This window comes from Chryseobacterium gallinarum (genome assembly GCF_001021975.1).
In the GTDB taxonomy this organism is placed as follows: domain Bacteria; phylum Bacteroidota; class Bacteroidia; order Flavobacteriales; family Weeksellaceae; genus Chryseobacterium; species Chryseobacterium gallinarum.
This window is the reverse complement of sequence record NZ_CP009928.1, coordinates 1,771,879-1,793,383: the sequence shown is the minus strand read 5'-3', so window position 1 is coordinate 1,793,383 and position 21,505 is coordinate 1,771,879. Positions and strand designations below refer to the sequence as shown.

Here is a 21,505-nt window from a genome sequence, read left to right as displayed (position 1 = left end):
CTAAAAAAGCAAAAGCTTACAATAAAAGAACTGAAGGAAGTATAGGACAAATTGAGGATTTAAATACAAAAACAAATAAAATACGTTAATTTAAACCCATCCTGATTGTAAATATTGAAGATCACCTTTTTTCATTATTCTTAAAAGAGTCGGGGGTTTGCCCGGTATGTTTTTTGAAAAATCTTGAAAAATATGAAGCATCGTTAAAACCAAGTTTGAAAGCAATCTCTTTTACAGTAAGGGCACCAAAGCTGAGTTCCCTTTTAGCCTCCAGGATAAGCCGATGGTTAATCATCTTTTTTACCGATGTCCCTCTCAAAAGACGCACAATATCGTTAAGATGATGAGTACTTAGCTTTAATTTTTCAGCATAGAAATTTGTTTCCTTGTGCACTATATAGTGTTTTTCAATCAGCCCCACCAGCTCCTGAATACGTTGACGGTCATTCAGTAAAGGCTCCTGAGAGTTAATTTGTTCTCCGATAATAATGCAGAACGCTTTCAGATATGCCTTTAAAAGCTCAGTCCTTGACGTGGCTTTATATTCCTGCTCAATCAATGACAGGATCGTACTGCAGGTTTTTATATTTTCAGGATGTAAAAAAAAGGGCAACACTCCTCCTGTGAGCACCCGGTCTATATCACAAACTTCTGTAAAAATCTCCCTGCTTATAGCCATGGCATATCCGTCTTCACCTTCTATTTTCATATTGAATGCCTGCCCCGGTGCAATGATGCAGATTTGATTGTCCTGAAGCTTATGGCTTTCAAAATCCAGCTCAAGACAGCTTCTTTCATGCACTTTCCGGAACCAGATAATCTCAAAAAAATTGTGCCGGTGAACGTCGTGAAAATTCTCCGGGCCTGCTGCCACTAAGGTGCTCATCTGAAATTCTTCAGAAGTAAGGTGGTGAACCGGGATTTCTTTTTCTGGTACTATCATCAATGCATTTTTAAGAGAGTTAGCAATAAACAAAAACCACAGCAAAAAAAGTGCTGCGGTTTTCTACAATATTCAAAAATTAAATATAATTTTTATCCGTTTTGCTGGTTTCCCAGAAAAGCATCCCACCCCTGAGCCGTAAGAGCGACAAGCTGATTGGAACCTCTGGCAACCATGAAATTCCCATCTTCTTTTTCTACCGCATGTCCGATAATGGTAAAATCCGGATGATTTTTAATTTTATCAAAGTCACCAGGAGCGATCGTAAACAGCAGCTCATAATCTTCTCCTCCGCTTAAAGCAGCCATTACCGGATTTAAATTCATTTCATCCGCAGTAGAAATCGTAAGGCTATCCATCGGAACTTTCTCTTCATACAGTCTGAATCCTACTTTAGACTGATCAGAGAGATGAAGAATTTCGGAAGCCAGTCCGTCCGAAATATCAATCATAGAAGTCGGCTTGATATCCAGTTCTTCTAAAATCTTTTTAACATCTGTTCTTGCTTCAGGTTTTAATTGTCTTTCCAGGATATAGTCATAGCCTTCCATTTCCGGCTGCATATTTGGGTCGGCTAAGAATACGGCATGCTCTCTTTCCAAAATCTGTAATCCCATGTAAGCGCCACCTAAATCTCCTGTTACGACAAGAAGATCATTCGGTTTTGCTCCGCTTCTTTTTACAATATTATTCTCATTCTCGATTCCAATAGCTGTAATGCTCATCACCAATCCGGAATTGGAACTCGTAGTATCTCCTCCGATAAGGTCTACTTTGTATCTTGTGCAAGCAGCCTGAATTCCGGCGTAAATCTCTTCCAGAGCTTCCACCGGAAAACGGTTTGAAACGGCTAAGGAAACCAGGATCTGAGCAGGCGTAGCATTCATGGCGGCAATATCACTAAGGTTTACCACCACTGCCTTATATCCTAAGTGTTTTAACGGGACATACCCCAAATTAAAGTGAACTCCTTCTGCCAGAACATCTGTGGTAAGAACCACTCTTTTATTTTCAGGATTAATAACCGCAGCATCATCTCCTACTCCAAGCTCCGAAGATTCGTTGGATAGTGGAAAGTGCTCAGTCAAATGCTTGATAAGGCCGAATTCTCCTAGTTTTGAAATGGGCGTCAGCTCCTGTGATTTATCTTCAAACATAAATTTCTGTTTATAAGTGATCATTGATAAATGACGTCTGATTTTTCATGCATACAAAATTTTTCACTTGCGTACCATTAATCAAATAATCATTTATCGTTTATATACTATATATTTATTTCTGCCGGGTCAATGTTATGAGGGTGGAAAGGAAGTTTTTTGAAGTCTTCTTTGCTCAGCACCACTGTCTCCGCGCTTTTATATTTATTCATCGCTTCCACTACATCATCCGGTGGAGTTGTCATTTTTCTCAGCATCATATCAATCCATACTCCTGTTGCTTCTGAAGTGGCACAATGTACTCCGTCCGGTGTATAGAACTTGTGTACGAAACGGTAAATCGAAGAGTCTTCGGAACAGCCGTCAATTTCCACACTCACGATTACCGTCTGATCTGCATAAATTTCTTTGAAAAAAGAATACCTTTCATGAAGGATAACAGGTCCTATTCCCCATCTGCTTAACTGTGTAACTCCCATTTTTTCTTTAGTCATGAAAGCCATTCTGGCCTGTGCACAATATTGTACATAGGACGAGTTTGCTAAGTGCTTGTTGGCATCAAGGTCGCTCCAACGCACTTCAAATTTATGGTAGAAAATCATACTGAAATCGTTTTTGGGTTCATTAAAATTATAATCTTCAAAAATACTCAAATAAGATGGTTTATAAAAATTGTACTTTTGGAAAAATAATCTTCAGCATAGGATTACATATACATGAAACAGATCATAATTATCGGAGGTGGGGCTGCAGGCTTTTTCTGTGCATCCAACCTTGACGAAAAGAAATATACTATTACCATTTTAGAGCAGAACTCAGATGTCCTTCAGAAAGTGAAAATTTCCGGAGGCGGACGTTGTAATGTCACCCATGCCTGCTTTGATCCAAGAGAACTGGTTCAGTTTTATCCCCGCGGGAATAAAGAATTATTAAGTGTCTTCACCAGATTCCAGCCGGGAGATACTATGGAATGGTTTGACCAGCGTAATGTTCCTCTTAAAATTGAAAATGATAACAGAACATTCCCTGAAAGTAATTCTTCACAAACCATCATCAATACATTTCTGAATGAAACCCAAAAGAAGAATGTATTGGTAAGGACAAAATGTACGGTAAAAGAGATTGAAAAACAGGATGAAAAGTACCTGGTAAAAACCAATTCCGGAGATTTCGAAGCAGATTATATTGTGTATACTACCGGAAGCTCACCAAAGTCATTGAAAATTATTGAAAGCCTGGGTCATAAGATTATTGACCTGGTTCCTTCCCTGTTTACCTTTAATATTAAAGATGAATTGTTAAAAGATCTGCCGGGAACAAGCTTTGAAAATGCAGGCATTTCAATTCCCGAATTAAAAACAGAAGAAAGCGGGCCACTTTTGATAACACACTGGGGACTTTCCGGACCGGCTGTTTTGAAAATCTCTGCCTGGGAAGCCATAAACCTTGCTAAGCTTAAATATAATTTTGAAATTGAAGTTAATTTCATTTCAATATCAATGGATGATGCTGAGGAAAGCTTTCTCCATTTTAAACAAAATAATCCTAAAAAAAGCATCGGCCAATCGAAAATTTTTGAACTAACGAACCGCTTCTGGCAGAAAATATTGGAGATTTCAAAGGTTGACCTCAACAAACAAATGGCCAATGTTTCAGGAAAAGAAATGCAGAAAATCCTGGAAAATCTTTGCAGAAAGAAATTCCGGGTCACCGGAAAATCTACATTCAAAGATGAGTTTGTAACAGCCGGAGGTGTTGATTTAAAAGAAATTAACTTTAAAAACATGTCTTCAAAATTACTCCCTAATTTTTATATTGCAGGCGAAGTTTTGAATATAGATGCCGTAACAGGGGGCTTCAATTTCCAGGCATGCTGGAGTGAAGGATGGCTCATTGCACAGGACTTAAATACTTTATAGTAAATAAATGCTCCCCTTAAACACCTGTTACTGCCGGCTTTAATTGATAGATATGCTTTTGGCCAGAAAAAATATTATTCTTTTTGTAAAAGCCCTTTTAATCATTGGGTTTACTTATTTCTTTTGGCTGATGTTCAGGATTACGCTGGAGTATATTCCTTTTAATTCTGAAGTCAGTTTTCTGATGATCAAACAAACCGAAGTTACCAAAAGACCGGAATATCTCAGTTTCTTCTATACCCATGTTTATACGAGTATTTTTGTTCTTCTTTCCGGTTTTCTGGCTATTCTCAGGAAAGATTTTGGAATAAAAAATTTTCACAAGAATATAGGAAAGATGTATATTTTCCTCATTCTGATCTTCGCGGCACCTTCAGGAATTTATATGGGGATATTCGCAAACGGAGGCCTGTTATCGAAAATCTCATTTATCATACTGGGTATTTTATGGTGGTTTTCAACCTGTAAAGCTTATAAGCTTGCCCGGCAAAAAAGGTTTAAAGAGCATAAGCAGTGGATGTGGCGAAGCTTTGCCTTTACCTTATCCGCCATTACCCTTCGGATGTGGAAGGTTATTATCGTATATTTATTGCATCCAAACCCAATGGATGTCTATCAGGTTATTGCATGGCTGGGCTGGATTCCGAATATATTTTTAATTGAATATTTAATCACAAAAAAACAGATATGAAAACCTTACATTATACTTTGCTAGTGTTAGCCATTTCTTTAACAGGCTGTAAAAAAGACACCAAAAACAACAATTCCGGAAAAGATTCTTCAATTGCAAAAAAAGATTCGGTTGTTATTCCTGAAATTCATAAAGAGTATTATGGTATTTATACCGGTGATTTTAATGGTATGGTAACAACAGTTGACGAAATGGACGACACCCCATATGATGTGGACGTATATAAGAAAATTTCATTAAAAATCAACAGAATCACGAAGGACAGTGTATATGGGCAAAGTATCGTTAATGGCAACCAGCGCCCTTTCAGAGGAGTTTTTAATGAAGCATCAAAATCATTTGTACTTGATGAACCGGGAAATGATAAAACAGATGGCAGATTTGAGGTAAAACTGACCGGTGACAGCCTGACCGGGAGATGGAATGCCTTCAATAAAGCAGCCGTAAAAGCTCCGGTAAAAACACTGAAACTCCTTAAAAAGGAGTTTGTATATAATCCCAACTTTATGCTTGATAAAGATTCAAATCTGGTAGACTGGACTAATCCAAAGGAGTTTGTAGAAAAATATACCGATGACGAAACCGGAAAAACGGAAAGCTATACGACTTCTAAAAACAGAGTGGCTTCTGATGCTGTTTTTAAGCTTAATGCTTCTAAACAGAAACTGACGGAAAAAGACCTTAAAAATTTAAGAAAACTTGATCTTGAAATCATCAAAAACTCTGTCTTTGCAAGACACGGCTACTCTTTTAAAAAAGAGACCTACAGAAATTTCTTTGAACAGACTGATTGGTATATTCCGGTTTCCAACAATGTAGATCAGGAGCTATCTCCTTTGGAAAAAGAAAATGTAGCACTGTTGAATCGTTTCACGAAATATGCGGAAGATAAATATGATAGTTTTGGAAGGTAATATAAACAAATACATGATGATAGGAATGCTGTTGCTGATTACGTTTTCGGTGAAAGCTCAACAACAAGCCTCTGCTATAAACCAGCACACTAAACAAACCCCAGCATCCAATCCTAAATCCGGATCAGGAAATAACGGACCGCAATTCCCAGGTGGTATGGCCGCTTTCAAAAAGGAATTTGTACGTAATTTCCGTTCCCGGGTATTACATAATTCCGGCATTAAGGAGGCATCCGCAACAGCCATCTTTATTATAGAAAAGGACGGCAGCATGTCTAATATCAAAATAGAATCAACTGATAATGAAATCATTCAGGATGAGTTTATAAGAGCACTTAAAAAAATAAAGACCCAATGGATCCCCGGAGAACAAAACGGAACTAAAATAAGGGTTAAAGCAAGACAACCTTTAATTTTTACAACAGGAAAATAACTTAGTCTAGCTCATTTATTGTAAGAAGCGTCTCAAAAATCAAAATTTTCGTTATTGAAACCATGTCAAGATTTTGAACCTTGACATGGTTCATTCAGGCTTTTAACTAACATTCCGGCGCCCTGACCGTAATGTTCGGATACCTCATCCGGATTGTCATAATTGTTTCAGTGTTTTTGTAGTACCATACTGCGGATAAATTTCTGTCCTTCAATCACCAGGTAAGGAAATGTAAAATCCTTTTCGCTTTGCCTTAGCCAATCTGCTGGTAACTATCTTCAGGCTGTAAGGATTATTGGGATTAATTGTAATCACCGGCTAGCTCTTGGATTTGTATAATTAAGACCAAACGGGAACCACCGCCACAGGCTCTGCAAACATTATATTGACAAATACAATCATTTATAATAAAATGTTAATTTTCTCACAATCAATGGAATTATTTGAACGATTTTGTATATTCGTATTGAATCAAACTAAATTTATCATGAAAAAATTGAATTTTAAGAAAAATAAATTGCCTACAAAAGCATTAAAGAATATCATCGGAGGACAGCCTCCGGAAATATGTGTGGAGGGACTTTGTTTTATGCCCAGTTCTGATGAGCCTGTAGCGGGTCTCATAGACAGACATGGAAACTGCTGTTAATAATCACCTCTTTTTAAAATAACACAATCTACAAAATCAGACGACTATGAAAACATCAAACTTTCAAACAAAAAAACTTACCAAAAAAGAGCTTAAAAAGATTAAGGGCGCCGGGCCGGAATGTCCGGTTGTATTTAGCTGTTTTGACCGCGATTCAGGTGAAGAGCTCATAGGGGTTCCCGGCATTCAGGATGGTCCTTGTTGTTAAAACCATTTATACAACAAAACCAGGCAAACTACCGGTCGTTTCATTAGTTACTATTCGCCGAAACAAAATGTATCTGTTTCCGATGCGACAATACCAATATTCACAATCTAAATCAATTAAATTATTATGAAAAAGTTCAGTATTCAAAAAACAAAACTCACAAAAAGTGAGCTGAAAGAGATTAACGGAGGCGCTGCTGCATGTGCAGAAGGGTTATGCAAACTGAGAGGGGTCAGTCATTTTCTGATCATAGGTCCGAGAGGCAATGACGGATATTGCTGTTAACCGAAAATATAACAACCCAATTATAATTATTATGAAAACATCAAACATGCAAAAAACAAAGCTTTCTAAAAAGGCATTGAAAGAAATCAAAGGAGCTGGACCTATCTGCCACATCGTGATAAGCTGTACTGACCGCCGGACAGGACAGGAACGATCAGGTGTTCCGGGAATTCAGGATGAGTTCTGCTGCTAACTTTACAAGTTTATAATAAAAAAAATGATTGGATCAGCCTCCAATCATTTTTTTTATTGCATTCAGCTTCATTAAAGCTTCAATAGGGGTCAGCGTATTAATATCTATTTTGGTCAGCTCTTCACGGATGTTTTCCAGGACGGGATCATCAAGCTGGAAAAAGGAAAGCTGCATATTTTCTTCAGTCACTCTTTTAATACTTTCTGAGGACCCTTTTCCATCCTGGCTTCTGCTTGCCTCCAGGGTTTTGAGGATCTCATTGGCACGATTTACTACTTTTGCAGGCATTCCGGCCAACTTTGCCACATGAATACCAAAGCTATGCTCACTTCCCCCCGGAACGAGTTTTCTCAGAAAAATGATATTACCCTTATTTTCCTGGATAGATACATGGAAGTTCTTAACTCTTTCAAAATTCACTGTCATTTCATTCAATTCATGATAGTGGGTAGCAAATAAGGTTTTAGCCTGGGTTGGATGCTGATGAAGGTATTCTGCAATCGCCCAGGCAATGGACACCCCGTCATACGTGGAGGTTCCACGGCCGATTTCATCAAGCAGAATGAGGCTTCGTTCTGAAATGTTATTCAAAATATTGGCTGCTTCATTCATTTCTACCATGAAAGTAGATTCTCCTGCAGAAATATTATCGGTAGCCCCCACTCTGGTAAAAATTTTATCCAGTATGCCAATTTCAGCATATTTTGCCGGTACAAAACTTCCTATCTGTGCCAACAGGCATACAATGGCGGTCTGGCGTAAAATTGCAGATTTACCCGCCATATTGGGTCCTGTAACCATTATGATCTGCTGAGAGTCCTTATCCAGGAAAATATCATTCGGGATATATTTTTCCCCCAAAGGAAGTGCATTCTCAATAATCGGATGCCTTGCTTCTTTTAAATCAACTGCAAAACCGTCATTTAATACAGGTCTGGTATAACTTTCAGATACTGCCAGTTCAGATAATCCGGCCGCCACATCGAGCTGGGCAATGATATTGGAATTCCCCTGGATCTGATCAATATAAACCATTGTCTCCGCACATAGATTCCTGTACAGTTCGTTTTCCAACACTCCTATTTTTTCTTCAGCTCCCAGAATCTGGCTTTCATATTCTTTAAGCTCTTCGGTAATGTAACGCTCAGCATTTACCAGGGTCTGCTTTCTTACCCAATCTGCCGGTACTTTATCTTTATGGGTATTCCTAACTTCGATGTAATATCCGAAAACGTTATTAAAATCAATTTTAAGACTGGAAATCCCTGTTCTTTCAATCTCTCGCTGGCACATTTCATCCAGGAATCCGCGTCCTTTACTTTGAAGGTTTCTCAGCCTGTCCAGCTCTTCGGAAACCCCTTCTTTAATGATATTTCCTTTGGCAATATTCACCGGAAGCTCTTCATTCAGGTGGCTCTGCAAGAACCTAATCAGTTCTTCCATATCAAACAACGGCTCCAGCCAGGCCAGCACATCTGCATGGGAATGTAACAGGGCTTTGATTTTATGAATATTGATCAAGCTCTGCCGCAGGTAACCGAGTTCTTTAGGCGAAATTTTTTCTGCAGCCAGTTTGCCCATCAGCCGGTCCAGATCGGAAATTGACTTCAGCAATTGTACAATTTCATACTTCAGTGCGTCATTTTCGTTTAAAAAGTCGATCAGAGAAAGTCTTCTTCCAATTTCATCCACCGATTTCAAAGGCAGGATAATCCTTCTTCTCAATAACCTTCCTCCCATTGGAGTGCATGTTTTATCAATGATATCCAGCAATGATTTTCCCTGTGGATTACTTGGATAAACGATCTCCAGATTCCTCAATGTGAAATTATCCATCATCAGGTAATCTTCCTGAGGAATAATCTGAAGTCTGGTAATATGGGAAAGCAGGTTGTGATGGGTATCTTCCACAAGATAGGCAAAAATAGCCCCTGCAGCGGTAATGGCTAATGAAAGTCCTTCCACACCGAAGCCTTTTAAAGAATTGGTTTTGAAGTGATTGGTTAATTTTTCATAAGCGAAGTTATACTGAAAAGCCCAGTCTTCCAGCTTAAAGGCATTTTTATTTTTAAGCTGCTCGGGCATTGGCATGCTTCTCTGGAAAATAATCTCACTGGGATCAAAAGTATTGACAATGTGCAATAATTTCTCCAGGGTACCTTCACTAATTAAAAACTCCCCCGTAGAGATATCTACCAGCGCAATTCCATATTTTTCCTTTTCCTTGTGTAAAGAAAGTAAAAAATTGTTCTTTTTTGAATTCAGTACCTGATCATTGAACGTTACTCCGGGAGTAACCAATTCCGTTACTCCTCTTTTTACGATTCCTTTTACCATTTTCGGGTCTTCCAGCTGATCACATATAGCGACCCTCATCCCGGCTCTTACCAGCTTCGGCAGATATGAATCTATTGAATGATGGGGAAATCCTGCCAGCTCCACGCTCCCTTCCCCGTTATTTCTTTTAGTTAGAACAATCCCCAGGATCTGGGATGTTTTTACGGCATCCTGCCCAAAAGTTTCATAAAAATCCCCTACTCTGAAAAGTAAAAGTGCATCAGGGTATTTTGCCTTGATGGTATTGTACTGTGTCATTAACGGGGTTTCCTTCTTCGATTTTGCCATAGTAAAAAATGAGCCCCAAATTTAAAAAAATAAATTCAGGGTTGCCCAGTTAATCTTTCAATAAACTTTTCCTTATCAGGAATTAGTTGTATTTTCACCATAAAATACCAGATCTATGGAATTTCCAGTTTTAGAAACCGAAAGACTCTTTCTCCGCCAACTTACTATCCATGATACGGAAGACCTTTTTGAATATTTTTCCCAGGATGAGGTGATGGAATATTATGATCTTGAGACTTTCAAAACATTAGAAGATGCGCAACGGATCATTCAGCACTTTAACAGTGAATTTGAGAAAGGGAAAGGATTCCGGTGGGCACTAGAACTAAAGTCTGAAAAAAAAGTTATCGGAACCTGCGGATATCACAACTGGTACCGTGAGCATTCCCGTGCCGAAATCGGCTACGAGCTTAATCCCCTGTTCTGGAGGCAATCCTATATGAAAGAAGCTATTCTTCCCATTTTAACATTTGGTTTCGAAAGCATGGGGCTACATCGTGTGGACGCCTTCATTGACCCTGCCAATATTTCTTCAGAAAAGCTCCTCACTTCTTTAAACTTCAGTAAAGAAGGAACTTTAAAAGACTACTTTTTTGAAAAGGGAAAATTCGTAGATGCCACCATCTTCGGATTGGTAAATAAATAGGGCTGGGAGCTGGAAGAATGAAGCTGAAAGTTCCTTTTAGTCTGTGAATTTCTATGCATCATTCTATAAAATAGTAATGGAGGATTTAAATTCTCCCTCCCGGAAAGTAGCGACCTGCATCTTCCGACATCCACCTTTCTTATTAAGTTTTCTCTTTCCCCAGATGTTTCTCCAAAGCCTCTGAACTTTTTTTATAGGCCCATTTTTGTTTATAATCCACCCATCTGGCTTTAAACAGCTTACGCATCAGTTTATCCGTATATCTCATCACAAAAACATGATACAGCATATTGGCAAAAACAGCCGGTTTATTTGGAAGAGCTCTCAGAGAGAGAGAGAAGCCGGGTTCCAGATACCTGTTGAAATGCCAGAATGCCCCGGGAATAAACAAAGCATCTCCGTGTTCCATAAAGATTTCATATCCCCGGGCATATTTCAATGCCGGAAATTTTCCATAATCAGGGTTTTCGTAATCCAGCTCATAGATGGTATGGACGGATAAGGGTACCTTATATAAGAAAGCAGATTGTTTCTGATCAAATAACAGGATCCTTTTTTTACCCTCAAAGTGGATATGCATAAAATCTCCCAGATCCACATCATAATGCATCAGGACATGGGCCTCACTGCCTCCAAAAAACAAAGTTGGAAGCCTTTTGAAAAATTTCATTCCCAGGTCCGGATAAGTAAAATTTTTAAGCAACTCCGGAAGCCGGTCTGTAATAATGTAAAAGAAAATACGTAAATCAGAAGGTTTAGCTTTTATCGTATCAATATAATCCTTCATTTTCATATGGGTTACCGGAGCATCCGAGCTTTTGGAAGCGTCTGCCGGTTTATTGTCATACAAAGGAACTTCCTGATCTCCTGCTTTCTCACGAATATAGGCAAGATTCCATTTGTCAAATGCCTCCCAACGGCTGGCAAAATTTTTGATGAGAAGCGGCTTTTGCTTTTTGAAATAATTTTTCTGAAAATCTTCTTTACTAATATCGTTTACTACATCTACGTTTTGAAGGATCATTGGTTTGGGTATTTTATGCGAAATAAAAATAGTGTTTTTTTGAAAATTGAGAAAATTAAGATGAAAGGGTTGGAAGCTGAAGAGATAGGGAGGATAGAATTACTATTTGCCCGCAAACCTCTATGCATCATATAAAATATTTTATAAAAACTTAAACCACTCCTTTGGCTTCAATGACTTCCCTTTTCCAGCTTCGGACTTCTTTACTTTATTCTGAAAAATTTATATTTGTAAGACTAAGCCAATGTATGAGAGTTTACAATACCAAGCATTTTATTAAAATCCTTTTTAGCTTACATAAAAGTGATACTTTGAAAATTTTGTTTCCAAGTATGATTCTGGTAGGATTATACTCCTGGGGCATTCAGTATTTAGAGGTGGAATACCTTCATCTCACCTCTAAATCCGGAGTTAGCAATGTAGGAATGATCCATTCTTTATTGGGCTTCGTGCTTTCTTTACTTCTGGTTTTCAGGACCAATACCGCTTATGACAGGTGGTGGGAAGGCAGAAAACTTTGGGGAAAGCTCGTCAATGATACCAGGAATTTTGCAATAAAAATCAATACTATACTTGGAGACAACCGGCAGGATGCAGAACAAATCTCCAGATATCTGAAGTTTTTTCCGCATTTTTTAGCCAAACATCTTTCGAAGGAGTCTACCCGACTGGCATTGGATGAAGACTATTCCGAGATTGAAAAAACTTTAAAAAACCACGGCCCAAGTGAAATGGTCATCCTTTTATCCCATAAACTGAACCTGTTAAAAAAAGAAGGAAAAATATCAGACATTGAAATGCTTTACCTAGACACCCAACTTTCAGGCTTCCTAGATGTTTGCGGCGGATGTGAAAGAATTAAAAACACCCCGATTCCGTATTCTTATTCTTCGTTTATCAAGAAGTTTATTATCCTGTATGTCTTTGCGCTTCCGATTGCCTACGTAATTACTATCGGATTGTTCATGATCCCCCTTACTGTTTTTGTGTACTATGTGCTGATGAGCCTTGAACTTATTGCCGAAGAAATTGAAGACCCTTTCAACAATGATGAAAATGATATTCCTATGGAAACACTGGCACAAAATATTGAAAAAAACGTACATCAGATTATGATAAAAAAATAAAACCGGATATTCTTCCGTAAAGTATAAGTAATTTATTATTTTTGAAGTAAAATAGGCCTAAACACTTTTCAGGTTGCAATAAATTTTACTATTTAATCTCTTATAAAAAACAACCTTAACACCAAAGAAAGGATAACACAATAATTTTTGTGTAAAAACAGAACATTGAAAAGCAGAGGTCTGCAAAGACGGAAAATTAATCTCATCAAAATAATAGAATTGGTACATAAATTAAAACTGGAAGAACTTAACAGAATCGATGTAGAAACCTTTAAGAAAGTTGAAAAAATTCCGCTGGTTATCATTCTTGATAACATCAGAAGCATGCACAATGTAGGAGCTGCTTTCAGAACGGCAGATGCCTTTTTAATTGAAAAAATAATCCTTTGCGGGATTACTCCGCAGCCTCCGCATCGTGAAATCCATAAAGCAGCCCTGGGAGCTACTGAAAGTGTAGACTGGGCACATGAACAAGACACCAACACTGCCATTGCAGATCTGAAAAGCAAAGGATATGAAATCATCGGAATTGAGCAGACTACCAACAGCATAATGATCACTGATTTTACCATTGATCAATCAAAAAAATATGCGCTGGTTTTAGGGAATGAAGTAGAGGGAATCAGTGATGAAGTGTTGCCCAATATTGATGTTTTTCTGGAAATTCCACAGCTGGGGACAAAGCATTCTCTCAATGTGAGCGTATGCGGGGGAATCGTCATGTGGGAATTTGCAAAGGCCCTGAAATAAAAAAACTGCATATGTCATTAGCAGACAGTGCAGTTTGAAATAAATCTAATAAAAAGTAAAAATGAAAGGCGACAAAGGTACTTTTTTTTTCTTTACAAACAAATTTTGAGGCCTGTTTTTTTATTTCTGCTTAAAAAAAATGATGTTTTCAGAAAAAGTTTCGTTTAATTTTTTATAAATTAGCACAATGTTTATTAAGGATTATATCTCAAAAGACTTCCCTTGTTTTAGCTTGTCCGATTCCATTGAGTCGGCCAGGAATATGTTAGAAGATTTTGGATATTCCCATATTTTCATCAAAAAATCCCATCACTTTTATGGAGCTATTGCCCAGGATTTTCTTTATGAAGAAGATGGAGGAACATTGAAGGATCTTGAGCATCAAATTGAGCGGTTTGCCATTCTGGAGGACAGCAATATTATGGATAGCATCCGTTTGTTTTACACCTTCAGTTCCAATGTGATCCCGGTAATCAACAAGAATGAAAAATATTTAGGCTACATTACCTGTGAAGATATTTTTCAGGACCTTTCCCGGTATCCCCTGTTTTCAGAATCAGGAGCCATTCTTACCATAGAAGCTCCTGCGCGGAAATATTCAATGACGGAAATAGCCAATATTGTAGAGAGCAATAATTCGAAATTTTATGGAGGTTTTATAAGCTTTATGTCTGATGAGGTCATTCATGTGACCATAAAGATCAGCAATGAAAACCTGGCCTCAATAGACGCCACTTTCGACCGGTATGATTACAGAATTGTTGAGAAATACTATTCTGACGAGAAAACCGATTTATTTAAAGACCGGTTTGGTTTTCTCCAAAAATTTATAGAAATATAACAATGAAGGCAGCTATATATTCTCAGAAAAAAGATCTTGATACTTTTTTATATTTAAGCAAGTTTATCTCTGAGCTTGAAAGCAGGGGTGTAAAATCTGTTCTGTTTGATGAAATGGCTGAAGCTCTTCAGTTTTCCAAAATATTTGAAACCTTCAATTGCAAGCAAGACCTGCTTGATAAAGAAGTGGACCTTTTCTTCACGTTTGGTGGTGACGGGACTATTGTAAATTCGTTGACATTTATTGAAGATCTTGAAATTCCTGTAGTGGGAGTCAATACCGGAAGATTAGGTTTTTTAGCCTTTTTTACTAAAGAAGAAGCTTTTAAAGAACTGGATTCCATTTTAAAAGGTGATGTAAAAACCAGCCGCCGTTCGGTGATTGAAGTAGTCTCTCCGGGGCTTGATGGATTTTTCCCTTATGCACTCAATGATGTAACGGTTTCCCGGAAAGAAACTACCTCAATGATTACTGTAGATTCTTATATCAACGATGAATTTTTAAATGTTTTTTGGGGAGACGGAGTCATCATTTCTACACCTACCGGTTCTACGGCTTATTCTTTGAGCTGCGGAGGACCGATTATATCGCCCAATAACGAAAATTTTGTCATCACTCCTATTGCTCCTCATAATCTGAACGTGAGGCCTTTGGTTGTGAATGATAAAGTGGAAATAAAATTCCGGGTGGAAAGCCGGGTTCCCCAGTATTCCCTTTCCCTGGATTCCAGACTGATCCATATTGAAACGGACAAGGAGATCATCATTAAAAAGGCAGATTTCCAGCTACTTCTGGTACAGCCTAATAATTTAAGCTTCTATGAAACTATCCGCCAGAAGCTGCTTTGGGGAAGAGATAAAAGAAATTAATGATTGCTTAAAAATGATTACCTTTACACGAAATTAAAACACCTAATAAATTTATATAAAAAGTAAAACATGAGCAGAATTTTTCCGGCAGGAGTTGCCACAGGTCAGTTAGTTACTGATATTTTTCAGTATGCTAAAGAAAACAAATTTGCACTACCTGCAGTAAACGTAATTGGATCAAGCAACGTAAACGCTACGATGGAAACTGCAGCGAAATTAAACTCTCCTGTAATTATTCAGTTTTCAAATGGAGGGGCTGCCTTCAATGCAGGAAAAGGATTAAGCAATGACGGACAAAAGGCTGCCATCTTAGGCGCTATTGCAGGGGCAAAACATATTCACACTCTTGCTGAAGCTTACGGAGCAACCGTTATTTTACACACAGATCACTGTGCAAAGAAATTATTGCCTTGGATTGACGGATTAATGGATGCTAACGAAGAATTCTTCAAGCAAACCGGAAAGTCTCTTTACTCTTCTCATATGCTGGATCTTTCTGAAGAACCTTTAGAAGAAAACCTTGAGATCTCCGCTCAATATTTTGAAAGAATGGCCAAACTTCAGATGACCCTTGAAGTGGAAATCGGAGTAACAGGAGGAGAAGAAGACGGTGTTGACAACTCAGATGTTGATAACTCTAAATTATATACCCAGCCTGAAGATGTAGCATATACCTATGAAAAATTAAAAGCTATTTCTGATAACTTTACCATTGCTGCTGCATTCGGTAACGTACACGGAGTTTATAAGCCAGGAAATGTGGTTCTTACACCAAAAATCCTTGACAACTCTCAGAAATATGTTCAGGAGAAATTCGGAACTGCTGCCAAGCCAATCAATTTCGTATTCCACGGAGGATCCGGCTCCACTTTGGAAGAGATCAGAGAAGCAATCGATTATGGAGTGATCAAAATGAATATTGATACTGATCTTCAATTCGCATATACTGAAGGAGTAAGAGATTATATGATCAATAACATCGACTATCTGAGATCTCAGATCGGAAACCCTGAAGGAGAAGAAAAACCTAACAAAAAATTCTATGATCCAAGAGTTTGGGTAAGAAAAGGCGAGGAAACTTTCTCTACAAGATTGGTACAAGCATTTGAAGATTTAAATAACGTAAATACTTTAAAATAAGAACTGTACATTTGTATTAATGTAAAAAGTATTCATAAGAATGCATTTACATTAATACATTTTACATTTATACATTAATACAAACAAAAATGGCATTCGACTGGTTTAAAAGAAAAGCAAAAAACATTACCACCTCTACTGATGAAAAAAAGGACGTTCCCAAGGGCTTATGGCACCAGACTCCATCAGGAAAAGTTGTGGAGCATGATGAACTAAAGAGGAACAATTACGTTTCTCCTGAAGACGGGTTTCATGTAAGAATAGGAAGTGCGGAATTTTTTGACATCCTTTTTGACGGTGGTAAATTTACCGAACTGGATGCCAATGTTGAAAGTATTGATATCTTGAACTTTAAAGATACAAAACCGTATAAAGACCGCTTAAAAGAAGTAAAAGCCAAAACCAAGCTTACTGATTCTATCAGAAATGCTGTAGGTACTGTAAAAGGAACTGAAATGGTAGTTTCTTGTATGGATTTTGCTTTTATCGGAGGTTCGTTAGGCTCTGTAATGGGTGAAAAGATCCGAAGAGCTGTAGATTACTGTATTAAGCACAAACTTCCGTATATGATTATCTGTCAGTCCGGAGGAGCAAGAATGCAGGAAGCCACGTACTCTTTGATGCAGCTGGCAAAAGTTCAGGCTAAGTTAGCTCAGCTTTCTGAAGCAGGACTTTTATACATTGCTTACCTTTGCGACCCCACTTTTGGAGGAATTACAGCTTCTTTCGCAATGACTGCTGACATTATTATGGCCGAGCCGGGAGCACTGATCGGGTTCGCAGGACCAAGAGTAATCCGCGAAACCATCGGAAGAGATTTACCTGAAGGATTCCAGACATCAGAATTCCTACAGGAAAAAGGATTTGTAGATTTCATCGTAAAAAGAACTGAAATTCAGGACACTGTTGCTAAAACGGTTAATTTATTAGCTGTAAAAGCCTAGTTTCTGTAACAAAAACAATACAATCTCTCTCTAATTGGGGAGAGATTTTTATTTATGAGGACTTTTAAGATATTTTTCAATACTATCCGGAGTATGAGTTTTAAAAAGATTATACGTCTTTTATCTCTTGTTCTCCCCCACCCTCTTTTTTCCATATTAAGTTTTTACGCTACTATTAAAGCATTCACCATTGCCCAGAAAAGATTTCCGGAAACAGCTTCCAATAATGGGATAGGAAATGCATTCAGGCATGCACTCTGGTGCTGTTTTATCATGATGTATTGCTGCAAAATCTCTTCTCCTGAAAAAGCGCTGGATTTCTGTAAAAGAATAACCGATATGCACGAAGAACTGTTTCCCAACCAGCCTCTGGAGACTAAAATGGATCTCCACAACAACAAAATCGGAATGGATTATTTCATGGAACTTCTTCCCGGCATCCACCGCCAGTTTTTTGAAAAAAGTTTCTTTGTAGACGGATTAATTAAAAAAATGGATGATGCCAAGGTCCTGAAAAATCTTGATGATGATTTTGAAGGGTATCTTGTTTACCTGGAAGAGTAAATACATATCAAAAATGTATTTAAGTTACATGAAAACAATCTAATATCAGAAGGTTTTGTGGACAACGTTTTTTAGATAAAGGAAAAAGAGACCAAGAAGGTCTCCTCTTTTATATTAATAATGTGATTGATAAATTATTCTGCACGATCCTTTTCTTTAAAGTCAACCTGCTTAGCCTTATTATTAGCTTTTAAAGCGCCAAAGTTATATGTGACTGCAAAAGTAACTCTTCTATTATCATAATAATTGTTATAATATTGCGTATTATCTTTAAAATAAACCTCTCCTCTAAATTTTTGTTGTCTGAATAAATCATTAACCGCAATGGAAAGCTGTAATTTATTATCCAAAAGTGCCTGTCTATATCCTATATCAAAGCTACTTTTTTGGAGATAATATGTATTTCCTTCTCTTGATGGAAAAGAATGATTATATGCAAGAATTAAATAGGATGTTTTATTGCTGTTCAGCCTTAAACTGTTGGTAATGGAAAAGTTTATTCCAATACCTTTTTGAGCAATAATAGAAGGGTTTTCTATATCAGAGGTAGAATATGCCAAATTTGCAGTATAATATCCCTGCCACCATTTGAAAATATATTTATTATAACTTATATCTACCCCAAAACTATTTTGATTAAAAAAGTTTTTATAGGTGCTAACTTCATACATTCCATCTAAATTTGTTATCTGGTCGAATCCGTTAATCAACCTCTGAAAATATGCTCCTATGGATAGTGAGTTCTTATATGTGTAATTTAATTCAAAATTGTGGTTATAGGATGGCATTAATTCCGGGTTTCCACTCATATAAGAATAAGGGTTTGAGTACCATCTAAAAGGATCTATTGCTCTGAATCCGGGTCTGTTTATTCTTTTACTGTATGAAAAAGATATATCATTATCATCGTTAATATTATAATCAAAATAAAATGTAGGGAATAGCCTGCCATATTTATATGTATTCGTTTTATTCAAAGTAACTGATTTTCCGTCAATCACAGAATACTCATACCTTAGGCCTGCTTTAACAGAGAATTTTTCAAACTCTTTTGTTCCACTTATATATAAAGCATAGTTATCTTCTTTGTAGTTATACTGATTAGCTCTTTCTTTATTCTCGATAAAAATAGAATTATCATAATCAAAATTATAATATTCAACGTTAGATAAATTTTTAATAGAAGAGTATCTTGCTCCTGTTTCAATATTTGCAAATTTAGTGGGAATAGTGAAGTCAAACTGCCCTGAAAAAACTTTATAATTAACACCTGAATAGGTCCTTACACTATCAATATCATTTACAGAAGATGTAGCAAAATTCACATTTGTAACGGGATCATAATCAAAGTAATTGATTAGTACATTTAATTTATTTTTATTTTCTTTTCCAAAAGCTAAATCATAATAGCCATTCAGAGTAAAAGAAGTATTTTTCTTTCGATTTTCAGTATAGGTATGCAAAGTCTGGTTAAATCTCTCTTCAATATAATAATTTGTCGTATTATTTATATTCATATTGGAATGCAGGTAATTTAAATCGCTATTAATACCTACTGTAGACTGACTATTTATTTTGTATTCTAAATTAAGAGATGCTCCTTTTGAGTTCCCAAAATCTGTTCTCAAATCATTACTATATGAAGAAGTAGGCCCTACGATATTATAATTTTCCACAGATCTTTTCCTGTAATCTTCATATCTTAATTTGAGATTAGTGTAGATTTTATTTTTTTTATAGCTTAGGTTTAAATTATTGTTAAAAGAATTCCATGTTCTTGAAATAACGGAAGAAGAATATGTACCTTTAAATCCTTGCGTATTATCTTTTTTTAATACAATATTAATAAGGCCGCTATTCCCCTGAGCAGAATATTTGGCGGGTGGAGATGTAATCACCTCAATTTTGTCAACATCATTTGAATTTAATGATTTTAAATAGCTTATCAACTCTGAGGATGATAGATTTATTATTCTATTATTAATCATAACCGATACATTAGATTTTCCTGTAATGGAGATTCCTGAATTTTCATCAGCCCTTATCATAGGTACTTGCTGCAGTGCATCAAAAAGGTTTGTTCCCAAACTCATCGATGAATTGTTTATATTGAAAACCGTTCTATCAATCTTCCGTTCTATCAATTTCTTCTGCGAGAGAAGGGTTATTGTTTCAATCAGCTTTTCACCATTATTGATAATTAATTCCTTATTTATATCAGATTGGATGTTTAGCTCTTCGGAGGATAATAAAACATTATTTTTAAATACATTTAAAGTATAATTTCCTTTTTCCGGTACCGTAAGCTTATAAGCTCCAGTATAGTCTGTTAACGAACTATACGTAGTCTTATCAGTACTTATTTTTACTAACATATTAGGAAGAAACTCATTATTGGGAGATTTCACATGACCCGTTACAGAGATTTGTGAATAGACTAAGAGAGAGAATGATAATAAGCTTAATAAGAAAAGTTTATTGATAAGCGATCTTATGAAATTCATTTTTATTTAATTAAAAAGCCCTGAATCAGGGCTTTATTTTTATATTTATTTAATTTGAATTCTAATTACATGATCTTTTACAACAAGAAGCAGCTACTGCTCCTAGTCCTCCAATAGGAACTTTAATTGTATTATCACAAACTCCCGAATTGTTAGACATTTCAGCAGCCCCAATTAGAGCTTTCATTTGTTTTTCCTGCAGTCTTACAAGGGTTTCTTTTTTAAGATTCAATACTTTTTTATTTTGATCTTTTTTCATAATTATTATTTTATAGTTAGTATCTTCTTTTATTTGCCATTACAAGATCTTTTGCAGCAAGAATCTCCTGCAGCTAGTCCCAGGGTTCCGATAGGCACCTCAATAGTATTCCCGCAAGCTCCGGATTTGTTAGACATTTCCTCTGCTCCAACCAAAGCTCTCATTTGTTTTTCCTGTAGTCTTACAAGGGTTTCTTTTTTAAGATTTAATACTTTTTTGTTTTGATTGTTTTTCATAAAATGCTTTTTATAGTGTTAGTGTTTATTATTTACCATTACAAGACCTTTTACAGCAAGAGTCTCCAGCTGCAGCTAATCCCAGGATTCCAATGGGCACCTCAATAGTATTCCCGCAAACTCCGGATTTGTTAGACATTTCTTCTGCTCCTACTAAAGCTCTCATTTGCTTTTCCTGTAATCTTACAAGGGTTTCCTTTTTAAGATTTAATACTTTTTTGTTTTGATTGTTTTTCATAATTATTATTTTTTATAATTAGTTTTTGATATTCTATCTGTTACAGGTTCTTTTACAACATGATTCATCCAGCAATTCCAATCCTATTTCAATGCCGGCAACATTACATGATCTTTTACAGCACGAATTATCCAAAAGGGCAAGCTCATTATACTCACTATTAGACATATCGCCAGCACCGGCTAAGGCTTTCATTTGCTTTTCCTGTAATTTTATAAGGGTTTCTTTTTTAAGATTTAGTGTTTTTTTTATTGATTTCATGGAAACTAATTCATCTGTTATTGAATTAATCAAATATAAAAAAAATTTTTAACATCCAACTATTTTCTCAAAAAAAAGTGAAAAT

General features: G+C 36.6%; 26 protein-coding genes. 16 read left to right on the top strand and 10 right to left on the bottom strand.

Annotated elements, in window-relative coordinates:
• Positions 1-121 precede the first annotated feature (121 nt).
• From OK18_RS08080 to OK18_RS08070, 3 genes are all read right to left on the bottom strand, one after another.
• A complete protein-coding gene (locus tag OK18_RS08080) occupies positions 122-943 on the bottom strand; it encodes a helix-turn-helix domain-containing protein (protein ID WP_053327682.1) in 822 nt (273 codons plus the stop codon).
• A 92-nt stretch (positions 944-1,035) separates the two neighbouring features.
• A complete protein-coding gene (gene thiL, locus OK18_RS08075; RefSeq protein WP_050021887.1) occupies positions 1,036-2,100 on the bottom strand; it encodes a thiamine-phosphate kinase in 1,065 nt (354 codons plus the stop codon).
• A gap of 107 nt (positions 2,101-2,207) precedes the next feature.
• Positions 2,208-2,702, bottom strand: coding sequence for an acyl-CoA thioesterase (locus tag OK18_RS08070; protein WP_050021888.1), 495 nt, complete (start codon positions 2,700-2,702; stop codon positions 2,208-2,210).
• A gap of 114 nt (positions 2,703-2,816) precedes the next feature.
• Between OK18_RS08070 and OK18_RS08065 the strand changes: the two genes are divergently transcribed.
• The 8 genes from OK18_RS08065 (at position 2,817) to OK18_RS08045 (ending at position 7,392) form a co-directional block, all read left to right on the top strand.
• Positions 2,817-4,019 (top strand): BaiN/RdsA family NAD(P)/FAD-dependent oxidoreductase, encoded by a 1,203-nt coding sequence (locus OK18_RS08065; protein WP_053327681.1) that lies wholly within the window; start codon positions 2,817-2,819, stop codon positions 4,017-4,019.
• A 52-nt stretch (positions 4,020-4,071) separates the two neighbouring features.
• Positions 4,072-4,710 carry a DUF2306 domain-containing protein gene (locus OK18_RS08060; RefSeq protein ID WP_053327680.1) on the top strand — a complete coding sequence of 213 codons (639 nt, stop codon included), beginning with the start codon at positions 4,072-4,074 and terminating at the stop codon, positions 4,708-4,710.
• Positions 4,707-5,624 carry a YARHG domain-containing protein gene (locus tag OK18_RS08055; RefSeq protein WP_053327679.1) on the top strand — a complete coding sequence of 306 codons (918 nt, stop codon included), beginning with the start codon at positions 4,707-4,709 and terminating at the stop codon, positions 5,622-5,624. Before OK18_RS08060 ends, OK18_RS08055 begins: the two co-directional genes overlap by 4 nt.
• Positions 5,605-6,057, top strand: coding sequence for an energy transducer TonB (locus OK18_RS08050; protein WP_228377709.1), 453 nt, complete (start codon positions 5,605-5,607; stop codon positions 6,055-6,057). The genes OK18_RS08055 and OK18_RS08050 overlap by 20 nt, the downstream gene beginning before the upstream one ends.
• Positions 6,058-6,544: 487 nt before the next feature.
• Positions 6,545-6,706, top strand: a complete 162-nt coding sequence (locus OK18_RS21150; protein ID WP_156173246.1) for a hypothetical protein — start codon at positions 6,545-6,547, stop codon at positions 6,704-6,706.
• A 46-nt stretch (positions 6,707-6,752) separates the two neighbouring features.
• Positions 6,753-6,914 carry a hypothetical protein gene (locus OK18_RS21145; protein WP_156173245.1) on the top strand — a complete coding sequence of 54 codons (162 nt, stop codon included), beginning with the start codon at positions 6,753-6,755 and terminating at the stop codon, positions 6,912-6,914.
• Between the two features lie 126 nt (positions 6,915-7,040).
• The gene (locus OK18_RS21140) at positions 7,041-7,199 is read left to right on the top strand and encodes a hypothetical protein (RefSeq protein WP_156173244.1); all 159 of its coding nucleotides are present in this window, start codon (positions 7,041-7,043) and stop codon (positions 7,197-7,199) included.
• A gap of 46 nt (positions 7,200-7,245) precedes the next feature.
• The gene (locus OK18_RS08045) at positions 7,246-7,392 is read left to right on the top strand and encodes a hypothetical protein (protein WP_156173243.1); all 147 of its coding nucleotides are present in this window, start codon (positions 7,246-7,248) and stop codon (positions 7,390-7,392) included.
• 33 nt (positions 7,393-7,425) lie between these two features.
• Here the strand turns inward: OK18_RS08045 and mutS are convergent, their stop codons facing one another.
• Positions 7,426-10,017: a DNA mismatch repair protein MutS gene (gene mutS / locus OK18_RS08040; RefSeq protein WP_053327676.1), complete on the bottom strand. Its 2,592-nt coding sequence runs from the start codon at positions 10,015-10,017 to the stop codon at positions 7,426-7,428.
• A gap of 115 nt (positions 10,018-10,132) precedes the next feature.
• Here mutS and OK18_RS08035 point away from each other — a divergent pair, with 115 nt between their 5' ends.
• Positions 10,133-10,663, top strand: a complete 531-nt coding sequence (locus tag OK18_RS08035; RefSeq protein ID WP_050021723.1) for a GNAT family N-acetyltransferase — start codon at positions 10,133-10,135, stop codon at positions 10,661-10,663.
• 142 nt (positions 10,664-10,805) lie between these two features.
• On the opposite strand, the gene OK18_RS08030 is transcribed toward OK18_RS08035, so the two are convergent.
• Positions 10,806-11,687, bottom strand: a complete 882-nt coding sequence (locus tag OK18_RS08030) for a cupin-like domain-containing protein (protein WP_053327675.1) — start codon at positions 11,685-11,687, stop codon at positions 10,806-10,808.
• Between the two features lie 248 nt (positions 11,688-11,935).
• Here OK18_RS08030 and OK18_RS08025 point away from each other — a divergent pair, with 248 nt between their 5' ends.
• From OK18_RS08025 to OK18_RS07995, 7 genes are all read left to right on the top strand, one after another.
• Positions 11,936-12,814, top strand: a complete 879-nt coding sequence (locus OK18_RS08025) for a bestrophin family protein (protein ID WP_053327674.1) — start codon at positions 11,936-11,938, stop codon at positions 12,812-12,814.
• 219 nt (positions 12,815-13,033) lie between these two features.
• Positions 13,034-13,564 (top strand): RNA methyltransferase, encoded by a 531-nt coding sequence (locus tag OK18_RS08020; protein ID WP_050021889.1) that lies wholly within the window; start codon positions 13,034-13,036, stop codon positions 13,562-13,564.
• Between the two features lie 187 nt (positions 13,565-13,751).
• Entirely contained in the window at positions 13,752-14,405 is a 654-nt protein-coding gene (locus OK18_RS08015; protein ID WP_050021725.1) for a CBS domain-containing protein, read from the top strand.
• A gap of 2 nt (positions 14,406-14,407) precedes the next feature.
• Positions 14,408-15,274, top strand: coding sequence for an NAD kinase (locus tag OK18_RS08010; protein ID WP_050021726.1), 867 nt, complete (start codon positions 14,408-14,410; stop codon positions 15,272-15,274).
• Between the two features lie 69 nt (positions 15,275-15,343).
• Positions 15,344-16,414 carry a class II fructose-bisphosphate aldolase gene (gene fbaA, locus OK18_RS08005; RefSeq protein ID WP_053327673.1) on the top strand — a complete coding sequence of 357 codons (1,071 nt, stop codon included), beginning with the start codon at positions 15,344-15,346 and terminating at the stop codon, positions 16,412-16,414.
• An 89-nt stretch (positions 16,415-16,503) separates the two neighbouring features.
• Positions 16,504-17,358 (top strand): acetyl-CoA carboxylase, carboxyltransferase subunit beta, encoded by an 855-nt coding sequence (gene accD / locus OK18_RS08000; protein WP_047095043.1) that lies wholly within the window; start codon positions 16,504-16,506, stop codon positions 17,356-17,358.
• Between the two features lie 54 nt (positions 17,359-17,412).
• Positions 17,413-17,922, top strand: coding sequence for a DUF6973 domain-containing protein (locus OK18_RS07995; protein WP_050021728.1), 510 nt, complete (start codon positions 17,413-17,415; stop codon positions 17,920-17,922).
• A gap of 134 nt (positions 17,923-18,056) precedes the next feature.
• Here OK18_RS07995 and OK18_RS07990 read toward each other — a convergent pair whose 3' ends face one another.
• From OK18_RS07990 to OK18_RS07970, 5 genes are all read right to left on the bottom strand, one after another.
• Positions 18,057-20,297 carry an outer membrane beta-barrel family protein gene (locus tag OK18_RS07990; RefSeq protein ID WP_053327672.1) on the bottom strand — a complete coding sequence of 747 codons (2,241 nt, stop codon included), beginning with the start codon at positions 20,295-20,297 and terminating at the stop codon, positions 18,057-18,059.
• A gap of 190 nt (positions 20,298-20,487) precedes the next feature.
• On the bottom strand, positions 20,488-20,685 hold the full coding sequence (locus tag OK18_RS07985; protein WP_053327671.1) for a class I lanthipeptide: 198 nt from the start codon (positions 20,683-20,685) through the stop codon (positions 20,488-20,490).
• Positions 20,686-20,714: 29 nt separating this feature from the next.
• Positions 20,715-20,921 carry a class I lanthipeptide gene (locus OK18_RS07980; protein ID WP_053327670.1) on the bottom strand — a complete coding sequence of 69 codons (207 nt, stop codon included), beginning with the start codon at positions 20,919-20,921 and terminating at the stop codon, positions 20,715-20,717.
• A 28-nt stretch (positions 20,922-20,949) separates the two neighbouring features.
• Positions 20,950-21,159 (bottom strand): class I lanthipeptide, encoded by a 210-nt coding sequence (locus tag OK18_RS07975; protein WP_053327669.1) that lies wholly within the window; start codon positions 21,157-21,159, stop codon positions 20,950-20,952.
• A gap of 33 nt (positions 21,160-21,192) precedes the next feature.
• Complete coding sequence (locus OK18_RS07970; protein WP_053327668.1) at positions 21,193-21,420, bottom strand: class I lanthipeptide; 228 nt, start codon at positions 21,418-21,420, stop codon at positions 21,193-21,195.
• Positions 21,421-21,505 lie beyond the last annotated feature (85 nt).